We start from the raw sequence: 26,954 nt of genomic DNA on the forward strand, positions 1-26,954 counted from the left end.
AGTAAGTAAATTTTTATTGATCGCGACACCGACAGGTGACGCGATGGGTAATGATTGTATGTATCAACAAACGCAACAACGTAGTACTTCTTATTCTTATAACCGACTCCTTTGTAGACGCGCGTAGCGGCGCAAGGGGCTAACGTTATAGGGACAAGTGAATAAGTGCACATGGTGGATGCCTTGGCGATTACAGGCGATGAAGGACGTAGTAGCTTGCGATAAGCTGCGGGGAGCTAGCAAACAAGCTTTGATCCGCAGATTTCCGAATGGGGAAACCCGGCCTTTTAGGTCATTGCATACTGAATACATAGGTATGCAAAGCGAACGCGGCGAACTGAAACATCTAAGTAGCTGCAGGAAAATAAATCAACCGAGATTCCCAAAGTAGTGGCGAGCGAAATGGGAAGAGCCTGCACGTTTTAGCATGACGCATAACAGAATCCTCTGGAAATAGGAGCCATAGCGGGTGATAGCCCCGTATGTGAAATGCGATGTGTGGAACTAAGCGTGCGACAAGTAGGGCGGGACACGAGAAATCCTGTCTGAATATGGGGGGACCATCCTCCAAGGCTAAATACTCGTAATCGACCGATAGTGAACCAGTACCGTGAGGGAAAGGCGAAAAGAACCCCGGGAGGGGAGTGAAATAGATCCTGAAACCGTGTGCATACAAACAGTAGGAGCGGACTTGTTCCGTGACTGCGTACCTTTTGTATAATGGGTCAGCGACTTACATTCAGTGGCAAGGTTAACCATATAGGGAAGCCGTAGAGAAATCGAGTCCGAACAGGGCGATAGTCGCTGGGTGTAGACCCGAAACCAAGTGATCTACTCATGGCCAGGATGAAGGTGCGGTAACACGCACTGGAGGTCCGAACCCACTAATGTTGAAAAATTAGGGGATGAGCTGTGGGTAGGGGTGAAAGGCTAAACAAACTTGGAAATAGCTGGTTCTCTCCGAAAACTATTTAGGTAGTGCCTCAAGTATCACCATCGGGGGTAGAGCACTGTTATGGCTAGGGGGTCATCGCGACTTACCAAACCATTGCAAACTCCGAATACCGATGAGTGCGAGCTTGGGAGACAGACGTCGGGTGCTAACGTCCGGCGTCAAGAGGGAAACAACCCAGACCGCCAGCTAAGGTCCCAAAGATTGGCTAAGTGGAAAACGAAGTGGGAAGGCTAAAACAGTCAGGATGTTGGCTTAGAAGCAGCCATCATTTAAAGAAAGCGTAATAGCTCACTGATCGAGTCGTCCTGCGCGGAAGATGTAACGGGGCTAAGCCAGTCACCGAAGCTGCGGATATCCGTAAGGATATGGTAGGAGAGCGTTCTGTAAGCCTGCGAAGGTGTCTTGTAAAGGATGCTGGAGGTATCAGAAGTGCGAATGCTGACATGAGTAGCGATAATGGGGGTGAAAAGCCCCCACGCCGTAAGCCCAAGGTTTCCTGTTCAACGTTCATCGGAGCAGGGTGAGTCGGCCCCTAAGGCGAGGCAGAGATGCGTAGCTGATGGGAAGCAGGTTAATATTCCTGCACCGTCGTATGATGCGATGGGGGGACGGATCGCGGAAGGTTGTCCAACTGTTGGAATAGTTGGTTGCTGCTTCATAGAAGGCGCTTAGGCAAATCCGGGCGCGTAATTCAAGGGAGTGGGACGAGAGACTTCGGTCTCGAAGCAATCGGAAGTGGTTCCAAGAAAAGCCTCTAAGCTTCAGTCATACGAGACCGTACCGCAAACCGACACAGGTGGGCGAGATGAGTATTCTAAGGCGCTTGAGAGAACTCGGGAGAAGGAACTCGGCAAATTGGTACCGTAACTTCGGGAAAAGGTACGCCCTTGTAGCTTGGCTGATTTACTTCAGTAGGGTGAACGGGTTGCAATAAACTGGTGGCTGCGACTGTTTAATAAAAACACAGCACTCTGCAAACACGAAAGTGGACGTATAGGGTGTGACGCCTGCCCGGTGCTGGAAGATTAAATGATGGGGTGCAAGCTCTTGATTGAAGTCCCAGTAAACGGCGGCCGTAACTATAACGGTCCTAAGGTAGCGAAATTCCTTGTCGGGTAAGTTCCGACCTGCACGAATGGCGTAACGATGGCCACACTGTCTCCTCCCGAGACTCAGCGAAGTTGAAGTGTTTGTGATGATGCAATCTACCCGCGGCTAGACGGAAAGACCCCATGAACCTTTACTGTAGCTTTGCATTGGACTTTGAATCAATCTGTGTAGGATAGGTGGGAGGCTTTGAAGCGGGGACGCCAGTTCTCGTGGAGCCAACCTTGAAATACCACCCTGGTTCATTTGAGGTTCTAACCTTGGCCCGTTATCCGGGTCGGGGACAGTGCATGGTAGGCAGTTTGACTGGGGCGGTCTCCTCCTAAAGTGTAACGGAGGAGTTCGAAGGTACGCTAGGTACGGTCGGACATCGTGCTAATAGTGCAATGGCATAAGCGTGCTTAACTGCGAGACTGACAAGTCGAGCAGGTACGAAAGTAGGACATAGTGATCCGGTGGTTCTGTATGGAAGGGCCATCGCTCAACGGATAAAAGGTACTCTGGGGATAACAGGCTGATTCCTCCCAAGAGTTCATATCGACGGGGGAGTTTGGCACCTCGATGTCGGCTCATCACATCCTGGGGCTGTAGCCGGTCCCAAGGGTATGGCTGTTCGCCATTTAAAGTGGTACGTGAGCTGGGTTTAAAACGTCGTGAGACAGTTTGGTCCCTATCTGCCGTGGGCGTTGGAAATTTGAAGGGGGCTGCTCCTAGTACGAGAGGACCGGAGTGGACAGACCTCTGGTGTACCGGTTGTCACGCCAGTGGCATTGCCGGGTAGCTAAGTCTGGAAGAGATAACCGCTGAAAGCATCTAAGCGGGAAACTTGCCTTAAGATGAGATTTCCCAGAGCCTTGAGCTCTTTGAAGGGTCGTTCGAGACCAGGACGTTGATAGGTCAGGTGTGGAAGTGCAGTAATGCATTAAGCTAACTGATACTAATTGCCCGTACGGCTTGTCCCTATAACCTTAGCAGGTTATGGTGAATAAGAAGTGCGTTGAGCGTTCGTTGATACACAACTTCATTACCCAGTATTGAGATACTGATTACTTACTACTTCCAGATTCAGGGCGACGCAATGCGCGCAGCCCGGTACAAGTCAATGCCTGATGACCATAGCAAGTTGGTCCCACCCCTTCCCATCCCGAACAGGACCGTGAAACAACTCTGCGCCGATGATAGTGCTGCAACCAGTGTGAAAGTAGGTTATCGTCAGGCTAGTTATATAGAAAAACCCCCATCCGCCTAAACGCGCTCAAGATCGCGTTTAGTGCAGGTGGGGGTTTTTTGCGTTTATAAACTCATTCCCAACCGCTTCCCAAGGCAAAGCAACGTCAACGTCGGCGGCAATCCCCACGGTCCGGGAATCACCGACGCATCACAAACAAACAGATTCCGCGTAGTCGTTTGCAAATTACCGTCCACCACATCGCCTATACGCAAACTCCCTCCGGGATGCGCGGCGAAATGCCAGCTTTTAAAGATCTTTTTCGCCCCCGCCGCGCGTAGAATCTCGCGCGCCATGCCAACCCCGGACGCCAACTTCGCCCGATCCCCAGCGGTCAGCGACTTATCCACCCATCGCGGCCCGACACCTCCGCCAATATCGTCGCGTATCTTCACCATCAAAGTCAGCGTTCGCGAGTGCGACATCAACCGGTCGAGCCGCCCGACCTGCGCCGCAAACGCCTGATACATCGGCTTCGGCAAAGTCATATCCGCCAGCGCGATCCCTTGCTCGTGCAAATACATCCCTGCCGCCATCGGCACTTCGGCGCCGCCGTCGATATCATCCACGACACCCATGACCGCGATCACCGGATCGCTGAAGAAAGCGCTGCTTTCCGCGTGCAGGCCAGAGCGATGCAGCAAACGCGGACTACCGATGCCGCCTCCGGCCAACACCACGTTCGCGCCAAATGCCTCGTGCATTTCACCAGCACGCCGATATCGCACGCCGACGGCACGGCCTTTCTCCACAATCACTTGTTCCACTTTGGCTTCGTCGAGCAGCACCGCGCCGAGCTGGACGGCCTCGTCGATGAAATCGCGCGCTGTCCACTTGGCGCCGAACGGGCAACCATAGACGCAACGCCAGCAACCGGTGCGGCAAGATTGTGGACGAATCAGTTTATCGAGCTTGCGCCACCCCAGCTTGCGCGCCAGGGCGCCTTGCTGGATGCGTTTGGCCATCGGGCCGATCAACTCGTCCGGCAGTGGTGCCATTGGCAATTCCGCGCGTAGCGATTCCAGCGCCGGCGCCAGATCGATGCCGTGGGCGGCGAACATGGACAACGGAGGCGGCGCGGCAGTGGCGAAATTGATGGTGGTGGTGCCGCCGGCCGCGATGCCGCTGACCAGCAGCGAAGCGTCGCGATGGATGAAAGCGCCTTTACCGGGAACGGCGGCGATGCCCGCCATTTGCGACAGTGTCCCTTGCAGCGGTGCGGCGCTCCCCTGTTCCAGTATCAGTACGCGTAATTGCCTGCGCGCCAGTTCTCGCGCGACGCTGGCGCCGCCGGGTCCGCTGCCGACAACGATCGCGTCATACGTCTGGGCTACTTGCTGGTTCATGGGGATATTCCTATATGAGGCGTTCACCTTAGCGCATTTCGGGCTCGCTTGCGCAAACACAGAACCCGTTTGCGTCAGCGGGTCACTATCCTGATTCCACAACTTTGCAGGAGCGTTGACATGAGCGATACCAGCGAGCACAACAGAATGGCCGAAAAATTGACCGGACCGGTTTCAGCGATATTGGATAAGCATCGCGCGACCATCATGCCCATGTTGGGCGGGGGCTCGGGATCGATCACGCAGGCGGCGCTGCGCAATGATGAGGCGGTGCGCAAGGTTGCGGGGTATTGTTATTTGATGCTGCCGGGGTTGGTGAGGCTGGCGGTGAAGGAGCCGGTGTTTGTCGATTTTGTGTTGAACAATCGGGAGCGGTTGCTGGATAAGTTGGTGGAGAAGGCCGCGTAATTTTCGGACGTCGCGGGCGGAGCATGCATGGCGGATTACGGCGTTGCCTAATCCGCCCTACGTGTCTCCGTGGTTTTTGAATTTCCCTGTCGTTAGAATTGGTATTGCGCGCTTGCGCCGACCAACCAGTTGCGTTGCGGGGCTGCTTCATAATAGCGCTTGTTGGTGTCGCCGACGATCACCGAGCCGACGTAGTTTTTATCCAGCAGGTTATTCAGCCGCACGAATTGTTTGAAGCGCCAGCCTCGCCACTGCTGCTTGGCGCTGACCCGCGCATTCAATATGCCGTAGCCTGGCGCCGGCTGATCGACGTTCCCATCGTCCGCGTAGATCTTGCTGCTGGCGATCGCTTCCAGGCCGGCGCCATAACGGTCGCCGGCATCCTTCCACGCCACTTCCGCGTAGGCGTTGGCGTTTGGCACGCCGGGCAGGCGGCTGCCTTCCAGCACCGCGCCATAGCTTTGATCGTAGATCGCTCGCAGGCTCGTCAGCGCGACGCGCGTGCTCAAACCATCGCGCCATGACGAGTCGAGCGACACTTCCAAACCCTGCCGCAAGGTCTTGCTGGCGTTGCGATAGCTGGTGCGGCCGCCGCCGCTGCTGTCGACCACCACCTCATCCGTCGTGCGGACCTGGAATACGGCGGCGTTAATGCTGGTGCGCTCGTCCAGTTTGCTCTTGATGCCCGCTTCCAGATGCGTGCTCTTGGCCGGCTGCAGGCCGAAGTTGAAGCCGCCGCCGGTGCCCGAGTAGAACAGTTCGTTGAGCGTCGGCGTTTCGAAACCGCGCGCGGCGCTGGCGTAGACGTTGAGCATCGGCGACACGCGGTACAGCACGCCCAGCACGGGCGTGGTGTGGCTGTACTCCAGGCTGCCGCTGTCGTTGCCATTGCTCAGGAATCGGTCGTCCACGGAAATCTTCACGGTGCTGCGGCGCAGGCCCGCGCTCAGCATCCAGGGACCTGATTGCCATTCGGCCTGCACATACGGATCGAGATTGGAGACCTTGTCCTGCTCGTCGCGGCGCAGCGCGCCCTTCACGCCCAGCTGGGCGCCGATGAAGTTCTCATAGCCCTCGCGGCCATCGGTGGAGCGGCCGTATTCCACGCCGACCGTCGTACTCAACTTGCCGCCGGCCAGCTGGCTGACGTGCATCCAGCTCAGGTCGGTGCCGTAGAAGTCGCGGTCGAAATTCACCACGCCGCCCGAGTGCGTCGGCGGCGCCTGGAAGCCACGCGAAAACGCCTGGTACTGGATGACTTCGCGATTGCCGCCGTAGGCCGTCACGCGCAGCCGGTCCTGGCCGAAGCGTTGCTCCCATGTCGCGCCAACCTGCGTGTGGTCGATGCTCTTGCGGGTGTTGTAGCGGTCGGCCACCGTGCGCTTCGGCACCTGGGTATCGGTGGCGTCGGTTTCGCCAGCGCGCGGGTCGCGCTGATAGGTGGCCCAAGTCACGCCCAAGGGATCTTGCGTGTCGTCCTGGCGCAGCGCGTTGGCGACGATGGTCAGCTTGGCGTTTTCCATTGGCTGCACGGTCAGCTTGGCAAACGCCTGGTCGCGCGTGGCGGCGCTGTGTGCGCGGTAGCCGTCGGTTTCGAAGCGGGAAGCGTCAAGCACGTAGCCGACACCGGCTTGCTTGCCCTGCGCGTTGACGTCGGCCTTGCGGGTGCCGTAGCTGCCGGCGGTGAGATTGGTTTCGATGGTGGGCGCGCCTTCGCCGTCGCGCGTGAACATCTGGATCACGCCGCCGGAGTGGTTGCCGTAAATGGCGGAGAACGGACCGCGCAATACTTCGATGCGTTCCGCCATGTCGAGATTGAAGGTGGCGGCCTGGCCTTGGCCATCGGGCATGCTGGCCGGAATGCCGTCGGCGATCAGCCGCACGCCGCGCACGCCGAAGGTCGATCGGGCGCCGAAGCCGCGCGACGAGATCTGCAAGTCCTGCGCATAGTTCTGGCGGTTCTGCGCCACCAGGCCGGGTACCGCCGCCAGCGCCTCGGAAGCGTTCACCCGCGCCTGCGATTCATGGATGCGCGCGGCGTCGACGACGTCGATCGCGGCGGGCATGTCGAAGACGGTGTGGCCGACGCGCGTGGCGCTGACAACAACGACCTCGACCGGCGCGTCTGCATTGTCCGCGTTGTCGGCGGCTGTGGCCAGGCTGGAAGCACCAAGCGCAAACAGCGCGGCGACGGCATTAAGTTGAATTGGGGAACGCTTCATGTTTTCTCCGAGTGGGCAGCCTGCAATATACCTGCCCGGCGCAAAAAGTGCGTCGCGGTTGCTCCAGCGGTGTGTCAAAACTGAACACTTTTACAGACGCGCAACGGGGAAATCCCCGGACCTGCCCGTCGAGGCGGCTGGCACGGTGTTTGCGAAAGAAAGATGGTCACCACACCACATCACCACAGCAGAAAGAGGACGACATGAATCTCGCAGACATCAGCAAACTGGGCGTAGCCAATCCATTCAAGCCACGGTACGACAACTACATCGGCGGCAAGTTCGTCGCGCCGGTCAAGGGCGAATATTTCGGCAACATCACGCCGATCACCGGCCAGGTGTTTTGCGAAGTGGCGCGCTCGACCGCTGAAGACATCGAGTTGGCGCTCGACGCCGCGCACGCCGCCAAGGAAGCCTGGGGCAAGACCTCGCAGACCGAACGCGCCAACATCCTCAACAAGATCGCCGACCGCATGGAGGCGAACCTGGCCTTGATCGCCACCGCCGAGACCATTGACAACGGCAAGCCGATCCGTGAGACCACCGCCGCCGACATTCCGCTGGCGATCGACCATTTCCGTTACTTCGCCGGCTGCATCCGCGCGCAGGAGGGTTCGGTGGCGCAGATCGATTCGGAAACCTACGCCTATCACTTCCATGAGCCGCTCGGGGTGGTCGGCCAGATCATTCCGTGGAACTTCCCGATCCTGATGGCGGTGTGGAAGCTGGCGCCCGCGTTGGCGGCAGGCAATTGCGTGGTGTTGAAACCGGCCGAGCAGACGCCGGCGTCGATCATGGTGCTGCTGGAAATCATCGCCGATCTGTTGCCGCCTGGCGTGTTGAACGTGGTCAACGGATTCGGGCTGGAAGCGGGCAAGCCGCTGGCGTCGAACAAGCGCATCTCCAAGATCGCTTTCACCGGTGAAACCGGCACCGGCCGCCTGATCATGCAATACGCCGCGCAGAACCTGATTCCGGTGACCCTGGAGCTGGGCGGCAAGTCGCCGAACATCTTCTTCGCCGATGTGATGGACGCCGACGACGCCTTCTTCGACAAGTGCCTGGAAGGGTTCGCCATGTTCGCGCTGAACCAGGGCGAGGTGTGCACCTGCCCGTCGCGCGTGCTGATCCAGGAATCGATCTACGAGAAATTCATTGAGCGCGCGCTGGCCCGCGTGGCCGCGATCAAGCAGGGCAATCCGCTCGACGCCTCCACCATGCTCGGCGCGCAGGCGTCGCAGGAGCAGCTGGAAAAAATTATGTCGTACATCGACATTGGCAAGCAGGAGGGCGCCGAGCTGCTGGCCGGCGGCGAGCGCAACATGCAGGGCGGCGACATGAAGGATGGCTACTATGTGCGTCCGACCGTGTTCAAGGGCGACAACAAGATGCGCATTTTCCAGGAGGAGATTTTCGGGCCGGTGGTGTCGGTCACGACCTTCAAGGACGAGGCCGACGCGCTGCGCATCGCCAACGACACGCTGTACGGGCTGGGCGCGGGGCTGTGGACGCGCGACGGTTCGCGCGCCTTCCGTGTCGGCCGCGCGATCCAGGCCGGCCGTGTCTGGACCAATTGCTACCACCTGTATCCGGCACATGCCGCGTTCGGTGGCTACAAGCAATCGGGCATCGGCCGCGAGAATCACAAGATGATGCTGGACCACTATCAGCAGACCAAGAACTTGCTGGTCAGCTATAGCCCCAACGCCTTGGGCTTCTTCTGACCATGGGCGCGGCCATCGCCCGTGTCACGGCCACGCCGGCGGCGCTCGAGCTGATCGCCGCGCTGGGCGACCGGCACGGGCCGCTGATGTTCTTCCAGTCCGGCGGCTGCTGCGACGGCAGCACACCGATGTGCTACCAGGCGGGCGAGTTCAACATCAGCGATACGGACGTGTTTCTGGGTGAACTGGATGGCACGCCGTTCTACATGGGGTGCGAGCAGTTCGCCTATTGGGAGCATACGCAGCTGATCATCGACGTCGTCGCCGGCAATGGCGGCATGTTCTCGCTCGACAACGGCACCGGCAAGCGCTTCCTGACGCGCTCGCGCTTGTTCAGCGACGAGGAGGTGTCGCTGTTGAAGCAACAGCCGTAGCGCTATTTGAGGTTCGGCACCTTACGGTAAATCGTGTTGCGCGAAATGCCGAGGGCGCGCGCGGCGGCGGAAACATTGCCGCCGTGCGCCGCCAACGCCTTGTTGATGGCGTGAATCTCCATCTCTCCCAGGTTGGCATCGGCGCCGTTGCCGCGCTGCTGTGGCGCCTGCTCGCCATCCTCTTCAATATCGTCCAGAAAGTCGTCGGGCATATGGCGCAGGCAGATCTCCTGTTCATCGCCGGCCATGACCACCGCCGTGCGCAGCAGGTTGGTCAACTGCCGAAAATTCCCCGGCCAGCGGTGGCGCCGGAACAGCCGAAGGATTTCCTCCGAAACACGATAGCGGCCACTCTCCGCCTCGGTCGCGAGAATCTTCTTGACCACGCTCTCCAGATCGGTCCGATCACGCAGCGGCGGCAGCTTGACCACCAGCCCGTTCAGCCGGTAATACAAGTCCTCGCGGAACAAACCTTTGGCGATGCGTTCGCGCAGATTGTGATTGGTCGCGCAGATCAGTTCCACATTGACCGGTATCGACTTGTCGCTGCCGAGCGGCGTGACCACGCGCTCCTGTAGTACGCGCAGCAACCTCGCCTGCAGGCTGTACGGCATGTCGCCGATCTCGTCGAGGAACAGCGTGCCGCCGTTAGCCTGCAATATCTTGCCGACAGCGCCTTTTTTGCGCGCGCCGGTGAAGGCGCCATCCTCATAGCCGAACAGTTCCGACTCGATCAGCGTCTCCGGGATCGACGCGCAGTTGACCGCCACGAAAGGGCTCATCGCACGCGGCGAATCGTTATGGATCGCTTGGGCCAGCAACTCCTTGCCGGTGCCGGTCTCGCCCATGATCATGATGGGAATGTCGTGGCCCAGCACGCGCGTGACCTTGTCGATCACCAACTCGAGTTGGGGATCGCCGGTGCGCAGGTAGCGCAGGCCGGACAGGCGGCGTTTGGCCGCCGCAGCCTGGGTGGCGCTGGGCCGCTCGGCGCGTTCCGTTTTGTCGTGCGTCAGCGATTGCTGGAATACACCGTTGCTCAGCCGAAGCTGGGCGCGGCCGGCCACGCGGACGCCGCTGTGCATGCACAGGTTCAGCAGGCCAGGCGACGCGGTGCGGTAGTGCTCGTACAGCGCCGACAACGGCAAGCCGAATAGCGAGCTGAAGGTGTGCGACTGCAATTCCGCCGGCGACAGGCCCAGCTGGAACTGGCCGTTGCGGTTGGCGGCGAGGAAGCGTCCGCCGGGGCTGAAGGACGCGATCCCTTCCATCAACGTGCCGATGAACTCCGGACGCGCGTGGAAGTGCAGCGTGATCGAGTCTTCATAGGTAGCGGAGAACAGCTGGTTCTCGATCATCAGCGCGGACATGCGCACCAGCGCCATGGTGTGCTTGTGAAAACTGCGCTGGTCGCCGGACACGTCGAGCACGCCGATGACGTTGCCCAGATGGTCGGCGATCGGCGCTGCCGAGCAGGTGAGGAAGTGATTGGCGGTCAGGTAGTGCTGTTCCGCGTGGACCAGCACCGGCGCCTGTTCCGCAATTGCGGTACCGATGGCGTTGGTGCCCTTGCTTTGCTCGGACCAGGCGGCGCCGGGCTGCAGCGCGACGCGATTGGCCTTTTCCAGGAAGTCGTCGTCGCCGAGGGAATGCACGATCACGCCATGGGCGTCGGTCAGGATCACCATGTTGTGGGTGTTGACGATCTGCTGGTACAGCGTTTCCATGGCCGGCACGGCGTGGGTGTGGAGCAGGCGGTTCTGCTCGAGCAGCAGCGAGAGGTCGACGGTGGGGACGCGGCTTAGGTCGGCGGCGGAGTCCGGACGCAGTCCGTACTGCCGGGAGCGGCGGTGCGAGGTTTCGATAATCAGCGGCATGGTGTCTTCCCATGCCGTGCTCAGATGTGGCGCGGTGTGGCGTTCCATTTGTCTCGGTCTCCGGTGGCCGTTGGCGGCTCTGGACCTTAATGTAGCACCCCGCGATGCGCACGCGGCGCTAGAGCAAAAATAAACCTTGTCAGTTCAATCCCGGCTTTGCTATAGTTCGCCCCCTCGCAGAACAACGCATGCAAATGCAGAGTGAAACGAGAAAAGAAGAAGTGGTTGAGGGGTTGACGAAATAAGCGAAACGCTTCATACTCTTTCTTCTGCGCTGACGAACAAAACGATTTGTCAAGCGTGCAAGCAGTACCAGTATCACCGAATACACGTTCTTTAAAAATTAACAGTCGATAAGTGTGGACGTTTGATGAAAGTGCACGCGGAGCTTCGGTTCCGCGATACTTAAAATATCAAATGTTCACAAGAAGTAATGAAATAGGCGCTACGAAAGTAGTGGCCTGTCAGTATTTTGAGTGAGCGACCTCTTAGCAATAAGAGTGCCGGTAAAACGGCAAAAGTAACAGAGATTAAACTGAAGAGTTTGATCCTGGCTCAGATTGAACGCTGGCGGCATGCCTTACACATGCAAGTCGAACGGCAGCGCGGGGCAACCTGGCGGCGAGTGGCGAACGGGTGAGTAATATATCGGAACGTACCCTGGAGTGGGGGATAACGTAGCGAAAGTTACGCTAATACCGCATACGATCTAAGGATGAAAGTGGGGGATCGCAAGACCTCATGCTCCTGGAGCGGCCGATATCTGATTAGCTAGTTGGTAGGGTAAAAGCCTACCAAGGCATCGATCAGTAGCTGGTCTGAGAGGACGACCAGCCACACTGGAACTGAGACACGGTCCAGACTCCTACGGGAGGCAGCAGTGGGGAATTTTGGACAATGGGCGCAAGCCTGATCCAGCAATGCCGCGTGAGTGAAGAAGGCCTTCGGGTTGTAAAGCTCTTTTGTCAGGGAAGAAACGGACCTTTCTAATACAGGGGTCTAATGACGGTACCTGAAGAATAAGCACCGGCTAACTACGTGCCAGCAGCCGCGGTAATACGTAGGGTGCAAGCGTTAATCGGAATTACTGGGCGTAAAGCGTGCGCAGGCGGTTTTGTAAGTCTGTTGTGAAATCCCCGGGCTCAACCTGGGAATGGCAATGGAGACTGCAAGGCTAGAGTTTGGCAGAGGGGGGTAGAATTCCACGTGTAGCAGTGAAATGCGTAGATATGTGGAGGAACACCGATGGCGAAGGCAGCCCCCTGGGTCAAAACTGACGCTCATGCACGAAAGCGTGGGGAGCAAACAGGATTAGATACCCTGGTAGTCCACGCCCTAAACGATGTCTACTAGTTGTCGGGTCTTAATTGACTTGGTAACGCAGCTAACGCGTGAAGTAGACCGCCTGGGGAGTACGGTCGCAAGATTAAAACTCAAAGGAATTGACGGGGACCCGCACAAGCGGTGGATGATGTGGATTAATTCGATGCAACGCGAAAAACCTTACCTACCCTTGACATGGATGGAATCCCGGAGAGATTTGGGAGTGCTCGAAAGAGAACCATCACACAGGTGCTGCATGGCTGTCGTCAGCTCGTGTCGTGAGATGTTGGGTTAAGTCCCGCAACGAGCGCAACCCTTGTCATTAGTTGCTACGAAAGGGCACTCTAATGAGACTGCCGGTGACAAACCGGAGGAAGGTGGGGATGACGTCAAGTCCTCATGGCCCTTATGGGTAGGGCTTCACACGTCATACAATGGTACATACAGAGCGCCGCCAACCCGCGAGGGGGAGCTAATCGCAGAAAGTGTATCGTAGTCCGGATTGTAGTCTGCAACTCGACTGCATGAAGTTGGAATCGCTAGTAATCGCGGATCAGCATGTCGCGGTGAATACGTTCCCGGGTCTTGTACACACCGCCCGTCACACCATGGGAGCGGGTTTTACCAGAAGTAGGTAGCTTAACCGCAAGGAGGGCGCTTACCACGGTAGGATTCGTGACTGGGGTGAAGTCGTAACAAGGTAGCCGTATCGGAAGGTGCGGCTGGATCACCTCCTTTCTAGAGTGGCACGAATCATGTAAATGATTCACTCATCAAGCGTTCACACTTATCGACTGTCAATATAAAGAACAGCATTTGGGGCTGTAGCTCAGCTGGTTAGAGCACCGTGTTGATAACGCGGGGGTCGTTGGTTCGAGTCCAACCAGCCCTACCAGTTTCTGCCTGTAGTACATCTCAGGGGGATTAGCTCAGCTGGGAGAGCACCTGCTTTGCAAGCAGGGGGTCGTCGGTTCGATCCCGTCATCCTCCACCAAGAGTTCAAATGTAAGCCACAAGGTTTAGATTTGATCTTTTAGAGATCAAGTGCTGTACGTTCTTTAACAATCTGGAAGAAGTAAGTAAATTTTTATTGATCGCATCACCGACAGGTGGCGCGATGGGTAATGATTGTATGTATCAACAAACGCAACAACGTAGTACTTCTTATTCTTATAACCGCTCCTTTGTTTAGTCGCAAGGGGCTAACGTTATAGGGACAAGTGAATAAGTGCACATGGTGGATGCCTTGGCGATTACAGGCGATGAAGGACGTAGTAGCTTGCGATAAGCTGCGGGGAGCTAGCAAACAAGCTTTGATCCGCAGATTTCCGAATGGGGAAACCCGGCCTTTTAGGTCATTGCATACTGAATACATAGGTATGCAAAGCGAACGCGGCGAACTGAAACATCTAAGTAGCTGCAGGAAAATAAATCAACCGAGATTCCCAAAGTAGTGGCGAGCGAAATGGGAAGAGCCTGCACGTTTTAGCATGACGCATAACAGAATCCTCTGGAAATAGGAGCCATAGCGGGTGATAGCCCCGTATGTGAAATGCGATGTGTGGAACTAAGCGTGCGACAAGTAGGGCGGGACACGAGAAATCCTGTCTGAATATGGGGGGACCATCCTCCAAGGCTAAATACTCGTAATCGACCGATAGTGAACCAGTACCGTGAGGGAAAGGCGAAAAGAACCCCGGGAGGGGAGTGAAATAGATCCTGAAACCGTGTGCATACAAACAGTAGGAGCGGACTTGTTCCGTGACTGCGTACCTTTTGTATAATGGGTCAGCGACTTACATTCAGTGGCAAGGTTAACCATATAGGGAAGCCGTAGAGAAATCGAGTCCGAACAGGGCGATAGTCGCTGGGTGTAGACCCGAAACCAAGTGATCTACTCATGGCCAGGATGAAGGTGCGGTAACACGCACTGGAGGTCCGAACCCACTAATGTTGAAAAATTAGGGGATGAGCTGTGGGTAGGGGTGAAAGGCTAAACAAACTTGGAAATAGCTGGTTCTCTCCGAAAACTATTTAGGTAGTGCCTCAAGTATCACCATCGGGGGTAGAGCACTGTTATGGCTAGGGGGTCATCGCGACTTACCAAACCATTGCAAACTCCGAATACCGATGAGTGCGAGCTTGGGAGACAGACGTCGGGTGCTAACGTCCGGCGTCAAGAGGGAAACAACCCAGACCGCCAGCTAAGGTCCCAAAGATTGGCTAAGTGGAAAACGAAGTGGGAAGGCTAAAACAGTCAGGATGTTGGCTTAGAAGCAGCCATCATTTAAAGAAAGCGTAATAGCTCACTGATCGAGTCGTCCTGCGCGGAAGATGTAACGGGGCTAAGCCAGTCACCGAAGCTGCGGATATCCGTAAGGATATGGTAGGAGAGCGTTCTGTAAGCCTGCGAAGGTGTCTTGTAAAGGATGCTGGAGGTATCAGAAGTGCGAATGCTGACATGAGTAGCGATAATGGGGGTGAAAAGCCCCCACGCCGTAAGCCCAAGGTTTCCTGTTCAACGTTCATCGGAGCAGGGTGAGTCGGCCCCTAAGGCGAGGCAGAGATGCGTAGCTGATGGGAAGCAGGTTAATATTCCTGCACCGTCGTATGATGCGATGGGGGGACGGATCGCGGAAGGTTGTCCAACTGTTGGAATAGTTGGTTGCTGCTTCATAGAAGGCGCTTAGGCAAATCCGGGCGCGTAATTCAAGGGAGTGGGACGAGAGACTTCGGTCTCGAAGCAATCGGAAGTGGTTCCAAGAAAAGCCTCTAAGCTTCAGTCATACGAGACCGTACCGCAAACCGACACAGGTGGGCGAGATGAGTATTCTAAGGCGCTTGAGAGAACTCGGGAGAAGGAACTCGGCAAATTGGTACCGTAACTTCGGGAAAAGGTACGCCCTTGTAGCTTGGCTGATTTACTTCAGTAGGGTGAACGGGTTGCAATAAACTGGTGGCTGCGACTGTTTAATAAAAACACAGCACTCTGCAAACACGAAAGTGGACGTATAGGGTGTGACGCCTGCCCGGTGCTGGAAGATTAAATGATGGGGTGCAAGCTCTTGATTGAAGTCCCAGTAAACGGCGGCCGTAACTATAACGGTCCTAAGGTAGCGAAATTCCTTGTCGGGTAAGTTCCGACCTGCACGAATGGCGTAACGATGGCCACACTGTCTCCTCCCGAGACTCAGCGAAGTTGAAGTGTTTGTGATGATGCAATCTACCCGCGGCTAGACGGAAAGACCCCATGAACCTTTACTGTAGCTTTGCATTGGACTTTGAATCAATCTGTGTAGGATAGGTGGGAGGCTTTGAAGCGGGGACGCCAGTTCTCGTGGAGCCAACCTTGAAATACCACCCTGGTTCATTTGAGGTTCTAACCTTGGCCCGTTATCCGGGTCGGGGACAGTGCATGGTAGGCAGTTTGACTGGGGCGGTCTCCTCCTAAAGTGTAACGGAGGAGTTCGAAGGTACGCTAGGTACGGTCGGACATCGTGCTAATAGTGCAATGGCATAAGCGTGCTTAACTGCGAGACTGACAAGTCGAGCAGGTACGAAAGTAGGACATAGTGATCCGGTGGTTCTGTATGGAAGGGCCATCGCTCAACGGATAAAAGGTACTCTGGGGATAACAGGCTGATTCCTCCCAAGAGTTCATATCGACGGGGGAGTTTGGCACCTCGATGTCGGCTCATCACATCCTGGGGCTGTAGCCGGTCCCAAGGGTATGGCTGTTCGCCATTTAAAGTGGTACGTGAGCTGGGTTTAAAACGTCGTGAGACAGTTTGGTCCCTATCTGCCGTGGGCGTTGGAAATTTGAAGGGGGCTGCTCCTAGTACGAGAGGACCGGAGTGGACAGACCTCTGGTGTACCGGTTGTCACGCCAGTGGCATTGCCGGGTAGCTAAGTCTGGAAGAGATAACCGCTGAAAGCATCTAAGCGGGAAACTTGCCTTAAGATGAGATTTCCCAGAGCCTTGAGCTCTTTGAAGGGTCGTTCGAGACCAGGACGTTGATAGGTCAGGTGTGGAAGTGCAGTAATGCATTAAGCTAACTGATACTAATTGCCCGTACGGCTTGTCCCTATAACCTTAGCAGGTTATGGTGAATGAGAAGTGCGTTGAGGCGTTCGTTGATACACAACTTCATTACCCCATTTACTTACTTCTCCAGATTCTGAGCAACGTTCACAAGAACGCGGCTCGTACAAGTCAATGCCTGATGACCATAGCAAGTTGGTCCCACCCCTTCCCATCCCGAACAGGACCGTGAAACAACTCTGCGCCGATGATAGTGCTGCAACCAGTGTGAAAGTAGGTTATCGTCAGGCTAGTTATATAGAGAAGCCCTCATCCGTCCGAATGCGCAAGAACGCGTTCGGTGCAGATGGGGTCTTTTCATCCCCAATTTTTAAGCGGCGCGGAAACGCGACGTCAGTAGTACCGGTCAATGCTTGATGACCATAGCAAGTCGGTCCCACCCCTTCCCATCCCGAACAGGACCGTGAAACGACTCTGCGCCGATGATAGTGCTGCAACCAGTGTGAAAGTAGGTTATCGTCAAGCTAGTTATACTTAAAAGCCCCACCGAGCGCGCAACGCTGGTGGGGCTTTTTTCATTGTGGCCGGCGTTACAGCTTTTCCAGCGCAGGGCCACGCAGATTGACCAGCAGCGCCCGCCCCGTATCATCAATCCGGAATTCCCCGTACTTCGCTTTTGACCAGCGCTGCGCTTCGCCTTCCTTGAAATACCAGGCATTGGTGGCGGGGCGCAGGCCGCTTCCCGTCTGCACCAGCTCGACGAGGATTTCGTCCTGCGCCAGCGTCTTGTTACTGACCAAACCCTGCATCACCGCCACGCCCCGGCCGTCGACTTTTGCGATAACCATGGCGCGCCGTAATGTCGCGATGTCTTCCCTGTCCAGGGCCGGCATCTGGAAATTGAGCGCCATATAGTCGCCCTGCATCAGCGAACGCGGATCGACGGGCGCCAGTTCGATAAATACAGGCCTGCCGCTGTTGATTAGCGCTTCCTTTTGCCAGATCGCGCCATTGGAGACCACCAAGGTCAACAACAGCGACGCGGCGATGCCCGCGCGCTGCGCCGGCGTGATGGCAGGGGACGGCCTGGGCGCCGACGTGGCGGGGGCGTCGCGCGCGCCTGCATTCCAGCTCAACCATGCGATCACGCCAAACGCCCCGCCCATGGCGACCATAATGGCGGCTTTGGTGGCCAAGGAAACGTCCAGCTGGTAGTAGAAGGTGCCGACAATCCACGACGCCGCAATCGCGCTGGCAACCGCCAGGCGCCAGCGGCCGCTGCCAACGCAAGCCGACAGTGCCAGCAGGGCCGCGCCCAGACCGGGTATCAGCCAGGACATCAACGCCAGCATCGCGGCCGCCGCCGTGTAGCGCGCAGCGCGCAGCGCGGGCCAGCAGCGGCCGAGCCAAGCGGCGCCGGCGGTTGCCAATAGAGCTGAGACCACCTTGGCCAGCGTATCTCGCTGCCCAACCACTTCGCTGGCGTCGTGCAAATGCCCCAGCGTAGCAGGGGAAAGGAATGTCGCTCCGGAATCGTAAACCAATGCCGCCAGGGTCAGCAGGATCCAGCCGTTGGACATGGCTTCGAGTAATATCATCTTGCGCGCACTCTGGCCCGACGGCGCGCGGGTGTCGGCGACGTACGTAACGATGAGCCACAGCACCAGCGCAATCAATGTGCCGCCCAAGAGGACGAAGACTGTGGCGGCGAGCGCGCCCAGAAGCACGCGCAACCAGTGCTGCGGAACCAGCCACGCCGTACCGACGATGACCAGGAGCAGCAACGCTTCGGCCGCTACATAGGGCAGATCGCGAAACAGTCCGTAAACGAGCAGGGCGCCGCCGACCAGCAGAACCGGCAAACCCAATTGCTCGACAAACGGCGATACGGTACGGGATCGTAAGACGTGAACGGCGCTATACAAGAAGACGCCACCAAATACGTAGCAGAGCACGCCTCGGTCCAGGGCGTCGCCGAAGATCATGAACAACACGCCCAGCAACGGCACGGCCGCCAGCCATGCGCCAAGCGCCGTCATGAGTATCACTGGCCATGGCCGTGCGGTTTCCTTTGGCGCCGTGTCGGGAGGTAGGATGCCTCGGGCGGTCGCGGCTTGTATCAACGCATGTAAGCGCTTGCTCATAAGATGTGCTCCCCGGTCTGCACGCGCGCCAAGTGGACGATCAGCTTGACGGTACCGGCCAGCATGCCGGCGGAGACGCATCCAATCAGCAGCAACGAGCCGATCGCATCGCCAGGTGCCCAGACCAGCAGTTGTATCAAGCCACACACGGCCAGTACGTTGGCGCCGAGGCCGAGCGCGCTGAGCACAAAAATATCAAACAACCTGTGCCTGCTGAAGACAAAGGCGAGGGTGGCGACGATAAGCAGCGAGATTGGATAGAAGCCACTGCCTGCGACGTAAAACAGGCTGCGCACGGACATTGCGACCAGGCCGATGATCGCGTAAATCATGCTTAAACGCACGGGCCAGGGGCCAGTCCCGGTCCCTTCTCCGACGCCGACCCAGGTGCGCGGTGCGAACCTGAACAAGAGGGCCAGCATCAAGGCCGGTACCCATGAGCCCAGGCTGCTTTGAAGGGATATCCCGGAGCTCCACCACCAGCCGTTGGTCCGCGCCTGGAAAAACAGCTGGACCGTCGTCAGGGCTACGATCACCCATGATACCCACAGCACGTCGTGCCGCACGCCCAGGCACAGGGGCAGGGTGAGCGCCGCCCATAGAGCGAAGAGTTGCCAAGGATCGGCGCCGGTTTGGTAGGTTTGGCCAAAGTAGGCGAACAGGCCACCGCAAGCGATAAAGCCCAGCAAGGAGAGCGGTACCCTCGCCACGGAGAAGTGCCAGGCGCCAACCAGTGTAGAGACCACGATCGCCTCTATCAAGATGAAGCGGAAAGTGCGCGGCAGCGCGTCCCAGTTGGCGGCCACCCAGAATACGATCCCGAGTCCAACCAGCACTGCGGCCAGCAGGGCCAAGACGAATGGCAAGTAGCGCAGCAGCGATGGCGGCGGCGCGTCCAGTGCGGCAAGTTGCCTGAGCTGCCGGCCGGCGTCAGGCGACAGGTTGTGCTTGTCGGCCAGGACGAGTATCGCGACGCGGAGATTCATGGGAACTCCATAAATTTATGATGCGCCAAGATTACTCTTTTTTTAACTTGAGTGATATTGCCGTGCGCCGCAGGGAAAAGTAACAAATAGACCTTGTCAGTACAGCGCCGCTTTGCTATAGTTCGCCTCCTCGCAAAACGGTGCACACAAAACAAGGTGTTGCAGAGTGAAGCGGGGCAAAAAAGAGGGTTGACGAAATGAGCGAAACGCTTCATACTCTTCCTTCTTCGCTGACAAACAAAACGATTTGTCAAGCGTGCAAGCAGTACCAAACAAAGTTCTTTAAAAATTAACAGTCGATAAGTGTGGACGTTTGATGAAAGTGCACGCGGAACCTCGGTTCCGCGATACTTAAAATATCAAATGTTCACAAGAAGTAATGAAATAGGCGCTACGAAAGTAGTGGCCTGTCAGTATTTTGAGTGAGCGACCTCTTAGTAATAAGAGTGCCGGTAAAACGGCAAAAGTAACAGAGATTAAACTGAAGAGTTTGATCCTGGCTCAGATTGAACGCTGGCGGCATGCCTTACACATGCAAGTCGAACGGCAGCGCGGGGCAACCTGGCGGCGAGTGGCGAACGGGTGAGTAATATATCGGAACGTACCCTGGAGTGGGGGATAACGTAGCGAAAGTTACGCTAATACCGCATACGATCTAAGGATGAAAGTGGGGGATCGCAAGACCTCATGCTCCTGGAGCGGCCGATATCTGATTAGCTAGTTGGTAGGGTAAAAGCCTACCAAGGCATCGATCAGTAGCTGGTCTGAGAGGACGACCAGCCACACTGGAACTGAGACACGGTCCAGACTCCTACGGGAGGCAGCAGTGGGGAATTTTGGACAATGGGCGCAAGCCTGATCCAGCAATGCCGCGTGAGTGAAGAAGGCCTTCGGGTTGTAAAGCTCTTTTGTCAGGGAAGAAACGGACCTTTCTAATACAGGGGTCTAATGACGGTACCTGAAGAATAAGCACCGGCTAACTACGTGCCAGCAGCCGCGGTAATACGTAGGGTGCAAGCGTTAATCGGAATTACTGGGCGTAAAGCGTGCGCAGGCGGTTTTGTAAGTCTGTTGTGAAATCCCCGGGCTCAACCTGGGAATGGCAATGGAGACTGCAAGGCTAGAGTTTGGCAGAGGGGGTAGATTTCACGTGTAGCAGTGAAATGCGTAGATATGTGGAGGAACACCGATGGCGAAGGCAGCCCCCTGGGTCAAAACTGACGCTCATGCACGAAAGCGTGGGGAGCAAACAGGATTAGATACCCTGGTAGTCCACGCCCTAAACGATGTCTACTAGTTGTCGGGTCTTAATTGACTTGGTAACGCAGCTAACGCGTGAAGTAGACCGCCTGGGGAGTACGGTCGCAAGATTAAAACTCAAAGGAATTGACGGGGACCCGCACAAGCGGTGGATGATGTGGATTAATTCGATGCAACGCGAAAAACCTTACCTACCCTTGACATGGATGGAATCCCGGAGAGATTTGGGAGTGCTCGAAAGAGAACCATCACACAGGTGCTGCATGGCTGTCGTCAGCTCGTGTCGTGAGATGTTGGGTTAAGTCCCGCAACGAGCGCAACCCTTGTCATTAGTTGCTACGAAAGGGCACTCTAATGAGACTGCCGGTGACAAACCGGAGGAAGGTGGGGATGACGTCAAGTCCTCATGGCCCTTATGGGTAGGGCTTCACACGTCATACAATGGTACATACAGAGCGCCGCCAACCCGCGAGGGGGAGCTAATCGCAGAAAGTGTATCGTAGTCCGGATTGTAGTCTGCAACTCGACTGCATGAAGTTGGAATCGCTAGTAATCGCGGATCAGCATGTCGCGGTGAATACGTTCCCGGGTCTTGTACACACCGCCCGTCACACCATGGGAGCGGGTTTTACCAGAAGTAGGTAGCTTAACCGCAAGGAGGGCGCTTACCACGGTAGGATTCGTGACTGGGGTGAAGTCGTAACAAGGTAGCCGTATCGGAAGGTGCGGCTGGATCACCTCCTTTCTAGAGTGGCACGAATCATGTAAATGATTCACTCATCAAGCGTTCACACTTATCGACTGTCAATATAAAGAACAGCATTTGGGGCTGTAGCTCAGCTGGTTAGAGCACCGTGTTGATAACGCGGGGGTCGTTGGTTCGAGTCCAACCAGCCCTACCAGTTTTACCCTAGTAGTAAATCTCAGGGGGATTAGCTCAGCTGGGAGAGCACCTGCTTTGCAAGCAGGGGGTCGTCGGTTCGATCCCGTCATCCTCCACCAAAAAGTTCAAATGCAAGCAACGCCAAGCGGCGTATGTTTATGTTTGATCTTTTAGAGATCAAGTGCTGTACGTTCTTTAACAATCTGGAAGAAGTAAGTAAATTTTTATTGATCGTGTCACCGACAGGTGGCGCGATGGGTAATGATTGTATGTATCAACAAACGCAACAACGTAGTACTTCTTATTCCTATAAACGCTCCTTGTAGACGCGCGGTCAGCGGCGCAGGGGCTAACGTTATAGGGACAAGTGAATAAGTGCACATGGTGGATGCCTTGGCGATTACAGGCGATGAAGGACGTAGTAGCTTGCGATAAGCTGCGGGGAGCTAGCAAACAAGCTTTGATCCGCAGATTTCCGAATGGGGAAACCCGGCCTTTTAGGTCATTGCATACTGAATACATAGGTATGCAAAGCGAACGCGGCGAACTGAAACATCTAAGTAGCTGCAGGAAAATAAATCAACCGAGATTCCCAAAGTAGTGGCGAGCGAAATGGGAAGAGCCTGCACGTTTTAGCACGACGCATAACAGAATCCTCTGGAAATAGGAGCCATAGCGGGTGATAGCCCCGTATGTGAAATGCGATGTGTGGAACTAAGCGTGCGACAAGTAGGGCGGGACACGAGAAATCCTGTCTGAATATGGGGGGACCATCCTCCAAGGCTAAATACTCGTAATCGACCGATAGTGAACCAGTACCGTGAGGGAAAGGCGAAAAGAACCCCGGGAGGGGAGTGAAATAGATCCTGAAACCGTGTGCATACAAACAGTAGGAGCGGACTTGTTCCGTGACTGCGTACCTTTTGTATAATGGGTCAGCGACTTACATTCAGTGGCAAGGTTAACCATATAGGGAAGCCGTAGAGAAATCGAGTCCGAACAGGGCGATAGTCGCTGGGTGTAGACCCGAAACCAAGTGATCTACTCATGGCCAGGATGAAGGTGCGGTAACACGCACTGGAGGTCCGAACCCACTAATGTTGAAAAATTAGGGGATGAGCTGTGGGTAGGGGTGAAAGGCTAAACAAACTTGGAAATAGCTGGTTCTCTCCGAAAACTATTTAGGTAGTGCCTCAAGTATCACCATCGGGGGTAGAGCACTGTTATGGCTAGGGGGTCATCGCGACTTACCAAACCATTGCAAACTCCGAATACCGATGAGTGCGAGCTTGGGAGACAGACGTCGGGTGCTAACGTCCGGCGTCAAGAGGGAAACAACCCAGACCGCCAGCTAAGGTCCCAAAGATTGGCTAAGTGGAAAACGAAGTGGGAAGGCTAAAACAGTCAGGATGTTGGCTTAGAAGCAGCCATCATTTAAAGAAAGCGTAATAGCTCACTGATCGAGTCGTCCTGCGCGGAAGATGTAACGGGGCTAAGCCAGTCACCGAAGCTGCGGATATGCGCAAGCATATGGTAGGAGAGCGTTCTGTAAGCCTGCGAAGGTGTCTTGTAAAGGATGCTGGAGGTATCAGAAGTGCGAATGCTGACATGAGTAGCGATAATGGGGGTGAAAAGCCCCCACGCCGTAAGCCCAAGGTTTCCTGTTCAACGTTCATCGGAGCAGGGTGAGTCGGCCCCTAAGGCGAGGCAGAGATGCGTAGCTGATGGGAAGCAGGTTAATATTCCTGCACCGTCGTATGATGCGATGGGGGGACGGATCGCGGAAGGTTGTCCAACTGTTGGAATAGTTGGTTGCTGCTTCATAGAAGGCGCTTAGGCAAATCCGGGCGCGTAATTCAAGGGGGCGGGACGAGAGACTTCGGTCTCGAAGCAATCGGAAGTGGTTCCAAGAAAAGCCTCTAAGCTTCAGTCATACGAGACCGTACCGCAAACCGACACAGGTGGGCGAGATGAGTATTCTAAGGCGCTTGAGAGAACTCGGGAGAAGGAACTCGGCAAATTGGTACCGTAACTTCGGGAAAAGGTACGCCCTTGTAGCTTGGCTGATTTACTTCAGTAGGGTGAACGGGTTGCAATAAACTGGTGGCTGCGACTGTTTAATAAAAACACAGCACTCTGCAAACACGAAAGTGGACGTATAGGGTGTGACGCCTGCCCGGTGCTGGAAGATTAAATGATGGGGTGCAAGCTCTTGATTGAAGTCCCAGTAAACGGCGGCCGTAACTATAACGGTCCTAAGGTAGCGAAATTCCTTGTCGGGTAAGTTCCGACCTGCACGAATGGCGTAACGATGGCCACACTGTCTCCTCCCGAGACTCAGCGAAGTTGAAGTGTTTGTGATGATGCAATCTACCCGCGGCTAGACGGAAAGACCCCATGAACCTTTACTGTAGCTTTGCATTGGACTTTGAATCAATCTGTGTAGGATAGGTGGGAGGCTTTGAAGCGGGGACGCCAGTTCTCGTGGAGCCAACCTTGAAATACCACCCTGGTTCATTCCGAGGTTCTAACCTTGGCCCGTTATCCGGGTCGGGGACAGTGCATGGTAGGCAGTTTGACTGGGGCGGTCTCCTCCTAAAGTGTAACGGAGGAGTTCGAAGGTACGCTAGGTACGGTCGGACATCGTGCTAATAGTGCAATGGCATAAGCGTGCTTAACTGCGAGACTGACAAGTCGAGCAGGTACGAAAGTAGGACATAGTGATCCGGTGGTTCTGTATGGAAGGGCCATCGCTCAACGGATAAAAGGTACTCTGGGGATAACAGGCTGATTCCTCCCAAGAGTTCATATCGACGGGGGAGTTTGGCACCTCGATGTCGGCTCATCACATCCTGGGGCTGTAGCCGGTCCCAAGGGTATGGCTGTTCGCCATTTAAAGTGGTACGTGAGCTGGGTTTAAAACGTCGTGAGACAGTTTGGTCCCTATCTGCCGTGGGCGTTGGAAATTTGAAGGGGGCTGCTCCTAGTACGAGAGGACCGGAGTGGACAGACCTCTGGTGTACCGGTTGTCACGCCAGTGGCATTGCCGGGTAGCTAAGTCTGGAAGAGATAACCGCTGAAAGCATCTAAGCGGGAAACTTGCCTTAAGATGAGATTTCCCAGAGCCTTGAGCTCTTTGAAGGGTCGTTCGAGACCAGGACGTTGATAGGTCAGGTGTGGAAGTGCAGTAATGCATTAAGCTAACTGATACTAATTGCCCGTACGGCTTGTCCCTATAACCTTAGCAGGTTGTGGTGAATGAGAAGTACGTTGTGCGAGCGTTGATACAACTTCATTACCCATATTACTTACTGATTCCAGATTAGAGTGCCGTTGCCCAACAGGGAACGACCACTCGGACAAGTCAATGCCTGATGACCATAGCAAGTTGGTCCCACCCCTTCCCATCCCGAACAGGACCGTGAAACAACTCTGCGCCGATGATAGTGCTGCAACCAGTGTGAAAGTAGGTTATCGTCAGGCTAGTTATATGAAAAAGCCCCTTCCAGTGATCTGGTCGGGGCTTTTTTTCGTCTATACGGTGTAGAATGCGAATGGTTCTCATTTCCAAGCTCTCCGTCCATGTTACTTCAGCAGAACGATACGCTCTACACAGACCATCATGGATGGCTCAAGGACTGGCTGCGCCGTAAGCTGGGGGACTCCCATACCGCCGCCGACTTGGCGCACGACACTTTCATGCGGCTGCTGAGCCGAGATCAAGTCGGGGTTCTCAATGAGCCGCGGGCATTTCTGACCACGGTGGCAAAGCGGGTACTGGCCAATCACTGGCGCCGGCAGCAGTTGGAGCAGGCTTATCTGGAGGCGTTGGCGATGGTGCCGGAGGCCTGCGCGCCATCCGAGGAGGACCGGGCGATCCTGCTCGAAACGCTGCATGAAATCGACCGCATGCTCGACGGCTTGCCGGCGCCCGTGCGGCGCGCGTTTCTGCTCACCCAGCTCGATGGTTTGAACCACGCCGATGTAGCCCGGGCCATGGACATCTCCATCACCACCGTGAAACGCTATCTGGTACGCGCCGCGCGGCAATGCTATTTCGCCGATGTCTTCGGTAGCTGAGCGGCTGCTGCCGCCCGAGGTGGCTCTGCGCGCGGTCGAGTGGCTGGTCGACCTGCAAGCGGAGAACATTTCTGCCGAATCCCTGGAGGCCTTGCGGCGCTGGCGCGCCGCCCATCCCGACCACGAACGGGCCTGGCAGCGCATCGAGTCGGTCAATGGCAAGTTCCAGCTGGCGGCGTCGGTGCAACGCGAGGTGGCCCATGCGGCCCTGACACCGCCGTCGTCGGCAGGGCGCCGCAAAGCGCTGGCCTCGCTGACGGTGCTCTTGTTCGCCGGCGGCGCCACTTGGACCGTGCGCGACCGAACCCGCTGGGCCGAGTGGACCGCCGACCAGCGCACCGCGACAGGCGAACGCCGAACCATCACGCTGGCCGACGGCGGCACGCTGGCGCTCAATTCCGGCAGTGCCGTCAATATCGCTTATACCGCCAGCGAGCGGCGCGTGCGCCTCATCGCCGGCGAGATTCTGGTCAGCACCGCCAAGGACGCCGGCGGCCGCCCCTTCCTGATTGAGACGGACCACGGCATAGCGCGGGCCTTGGGCACGCGCTATGCGGTCCGTCTACTGGAATCGTCGACCGATGTCGCCGTGTACGCCGGTGCGGTACGCGTCGAGCCGCGCGCGCCGGGCGCGCCATCGCGGCTGCTCGGTGCCGGCGCTCGAGCGCGGTTCACAGTTGACGCTGTCGGCGCGCAGACCGTCGCCAATCCCGATAGCATCGCCTGGACCGACGGCTTCATCGTTGCCAAGTCGATGCGACTGGGCGATTTCCTGTCGGAGCTGAGCCGGTATAGCGCGCTGTCGATGTCCTGCGCGCCGGAGGTCGCCGACTTGCGCGTCTCCGGCTCGTATCCTCTGGCCGACATTGACCGCGTGCTCGAGACCCTCGCCGCGTTGCTGTCGTTACGGATCGAAACGGTCGCGCGCTTCTGGGGCTTACAAACCGTAGGCGTCAGGTTTGATCGCATAGGGCGGATTAGCGAAGCGTAATCCG

The 26,954-nt window shown here is 56.4% G+C and carries 10 protein-coding genes, 4 tRNA genes and 9 rRNA genes; 18 read left to right on the forward strand and 5 right to left on the reverse strand.

Annotated features, from left to right (window positions below; translation table 11 throughout):
- Positions 1-151: 151 nt before the first annotated feature.
- Positions 152-3,024: ribosomal RNA gene (locus AC0IYS_RS02520) — 23S ribosomal RNA — on the forward strand.
- A gap of 143 nt (positions 3,025-3,167) precedes the next feature.
- Positions 3,168-3,280, forward strand: a 5S ribosomal RNA gene (rrf, locus tag AC0IYS_RS02525).
- A 75-nt stretch (positions 3,281-3,355) separates the two neighbouring features.
- On the opposite strand, the gene AC0IYS_RS02530 is transcribed toward rrf (AC0IYS_RS02525), so the two are convergent.
- Positions 3,356-4,636, reverse strand: coding sequence for a GMC family oxidoreductase N-terminal domain-containing protein (locus AC0IYS_RS02530; RefSeq protein WP_471703698.1), 1,281 nt, complete (start codon positions 4,634-4,636; stop codon positions 3,356-3,358).
- 120 nt (positions 4,637-4,756) lie between these two features.
- Between AC0IYS_RS02530 and AC0IYS_RS02535 the strand changes: the two genes are divergently transcribed.
- Entirely contained in the window at positions 4,757-5,044 is a 288-nt protein-coding gene (locus AC0IYS_RS02535; RefSeq protein ID WP_471703699.1) for a hypothetical protein, read from the forward strand.
- A gap of 92 nt (positions 5,045-5,136) precedes the next feature.
- Here the strand turns inward: AC0IYS_RS02535 and AC0IYS_RS02540 are convergent, their stop codons facing one another.
- On the reverse strand, positions 5,137-7,266 hold the full coding sequence (locus AC0IYS_RS02540) for a TonB-dependent receptor family protein (protein ID WP_471703700.1): 2,130 nt from the start codon (positions 7,264-7,266) through the stop codon (positions 5,137-5,139).
- A 203-nt stretch (positions 7,267-7,469) separates the two neighbouring features.
- Between AC0IYS_RS02540 and adh the strand changes: the two genes are divergently transcribed.
- Both adh and AC0IYS_RS02550 read left to right on the forward strand, forming a co-directional pair.
- A complete protein-coding gene (gene adh, locus AC0IYS_RS02545; RefSeq protein WP_471703701.1) occupies positions 7,470-8,990 on the forward strand; it encodes an aldehyde dehydrogenase in 1,521 nt (506 codons plus the stop codon).
- Positions 8,991-8,992: 2 nt separating this feature from the next.
- Entirely contained in the window at positions 8,993-9,364 is a 372-nt protein-coding gene (locus AC0IYS_RS02550) for a DUF779 domain-containing protein (RefSeq protein WP_471703702.1), read from the forward strand.
- A 2-nt stretch (positions 9,365-9,366) separates the two neighbouring features.
- Here AC0IYS_RS02550 and AC0IYS_RS02555 read toward each other — a convergent pair whose 3' ends face one another.
- Positions 9,367-11,289, reverse strand: coding sequence for a sigma-54-dependent Fis family transcriptional regulator (locus AC0IYS_RS02555; RefSeq protein WP_471703703.1), 1,923 nt, complete (start codon positions 11,287-11,289; stop codon positions 9,367-9,369).
- 484 nt (positions 11,290-11,773) lie between these two features.
- Here AC0IYS_RS02555 and AC0IYS_RS02560 point away from each other — a divergent pair.
- The 6 genes from AC0IYS_RS02560 (at position 11,774) to rrf (AC0IYS_RS02585) (ending at position 17,131) form a co-directional block, all read left to right on the forward strand.
- Positions 11,774-13,302: ribosomal RNA gene (locus AC0IYS_RS02560) — 16S ribosomal RNA — on the forward strand.
- 80 nt (positions 13,303-13,382) lie between these two features.
- Positions 13,383-13,459 (forward strand) — tRNA-Ile (locus tag AC0IYS_RS02565).
- Between the two features lie 23 nt (positions 13,460-13,482).
- Positions 13,483-13,558, forward strand: a tRNA-Ala gene (locus AC0IYS_RS02570).
- Between the two features lie 220 nt (positions 13,559-13,778).
- Positions 13,779-16,651 (forward strand): 23S ribosomal RNA (locus AC0IYS_RS02575).
- A gap of 132 nt (positions 16,652-16,783) precedes the next feature.
- A 5S ribosomal RNA gene (gene rrf / locus AC0IYS_RS02580) occupies positions 16,784-16,896 on the forward strand.
- Between the two features lie 122 nt (positions 16,897-17,018).
- A 5S ribosomal RNA gene (rrf, locus tag AC0IYS_RS02585) occupies positions 17,019-17,131 on the forward strand.
- The 16S, 23S and 5S rRNA genes sit together here with 2 tRNA genes alongside, the layout of an rRNA operon.
- 65 nt (positions 17,132-17,196) lie before the next feature.
- On the opposite strand, the gene AC0IYS_RS02590 is transcribed toward rrf (AC0IYS_RS02585), so the two are convergent.
- Both AC0IYS_RS02590 and AC0IYS_RS02595 read right to left on the reverse strand, forming a co-directional pair.
- Positions 17,197-18,831 (reverse strand): GDYXXLXY domain-containing protein, encoded by a 1,635-nt coding sequence (locus AC0IYS_RS02590; protein WP_471703704.1) that lies wholly within the window; start codon positions 18,829-18,831, stop codon positions 17,197-17,199.
- Positions 18,747-19,736, reverse strand: a complete 990-nt coding sequence (locus tag AC0IYS_RS02595; RefSeq protein WP_471703705.1) for a DUF2157 domain-containing protein — start codon at positions 19,734-19,736, stop codon at positions 18,747-18,749. Before AC0IYS_RS02595 ends, AC0IYS_RS02590 begins: the two co-directional genes overlap by 85 nt.
- 478 nt (positions 19,737-20,214) lie before the next feature.
- Between AC0IYS_RS02595 and AC0IYS_RS02600 the strand changes: the two genes are divergently transcribed.
- The 7 genes from AC0IYS_RS02600 to AC0IYS_RS02630 all read left to right on the forward strand — a co-directional run bounded on the left by AC0IYS_RS02600 (position 20,215) and on the right by AC0IYS_RS02630 (position 26,950).
- Positions 20,215-21,741, forward strand: a 16S ribosomal RNA gene (locus AC0IYS_RS02600).
- Between the two features lie 80 nt (positions 21,742-21,821).
- Positions 21,822-21,898: transfer RNA gene (locus AC0IYS_RS02605), tRNA-Ile, on the forward strand.
- A 24-nt stretch (positions 21,899-21,922) separates the two neighbouring features.
- Positions 21,923-21,998 (forward strand) — tRNA-Ala (locus AC0IYS_RS02610).
- A 242-nt stretch (positions 21,999-22,240) separates the two neighbouring features.
- Positions 22,241-25,114 (forward strand): 23S ribosomal RNA (locus tag AC0IYS_RS02615).
- Between the two features lie 135 nt (positions 25,115-25,249).
- Positions 25,250-25,362 (forward strand): 5S ribosomal RNA (gene rrf, locus AC0IYS_RS02620).
- Between the two features lie 99 nt (positions 25,363-25,461).
- Positions 25,462-25,959 carry a sigma-70 family RNA polymerase sigma factor gene (locus AC0IYS_RS02625; protein WP_471703706.1) on the forward strand — a complete coding sequence of 166 codons (498 nt, stop codon included), beginning with the start codon at positions 25,462-25,464 and terminating at the stop codon, positions 25,957-25,959.
- Positions 25,943-26,950, forward strand: a complete 1,008-nt coding sequence (locus AC0IYS_RS02630) for a FecR domain-containing protein (RefSeq protein ID WP_471703707.1) — start codon at positions 25,943-25,945, stop codon at positions 26,948-26,950. The genes AC0IYS_RS02625 and AC0IYS_RS02630 overlap by 17 nt, the downstream gene beginning before the upstream one ends.
- The last annotated feature ends 4 nt before the right edge of the window (positions 26,951-26,954 follow it).

The sequence above is a fragment of the Duganella sp. AC237 genome (assembly GCF_979254035.1).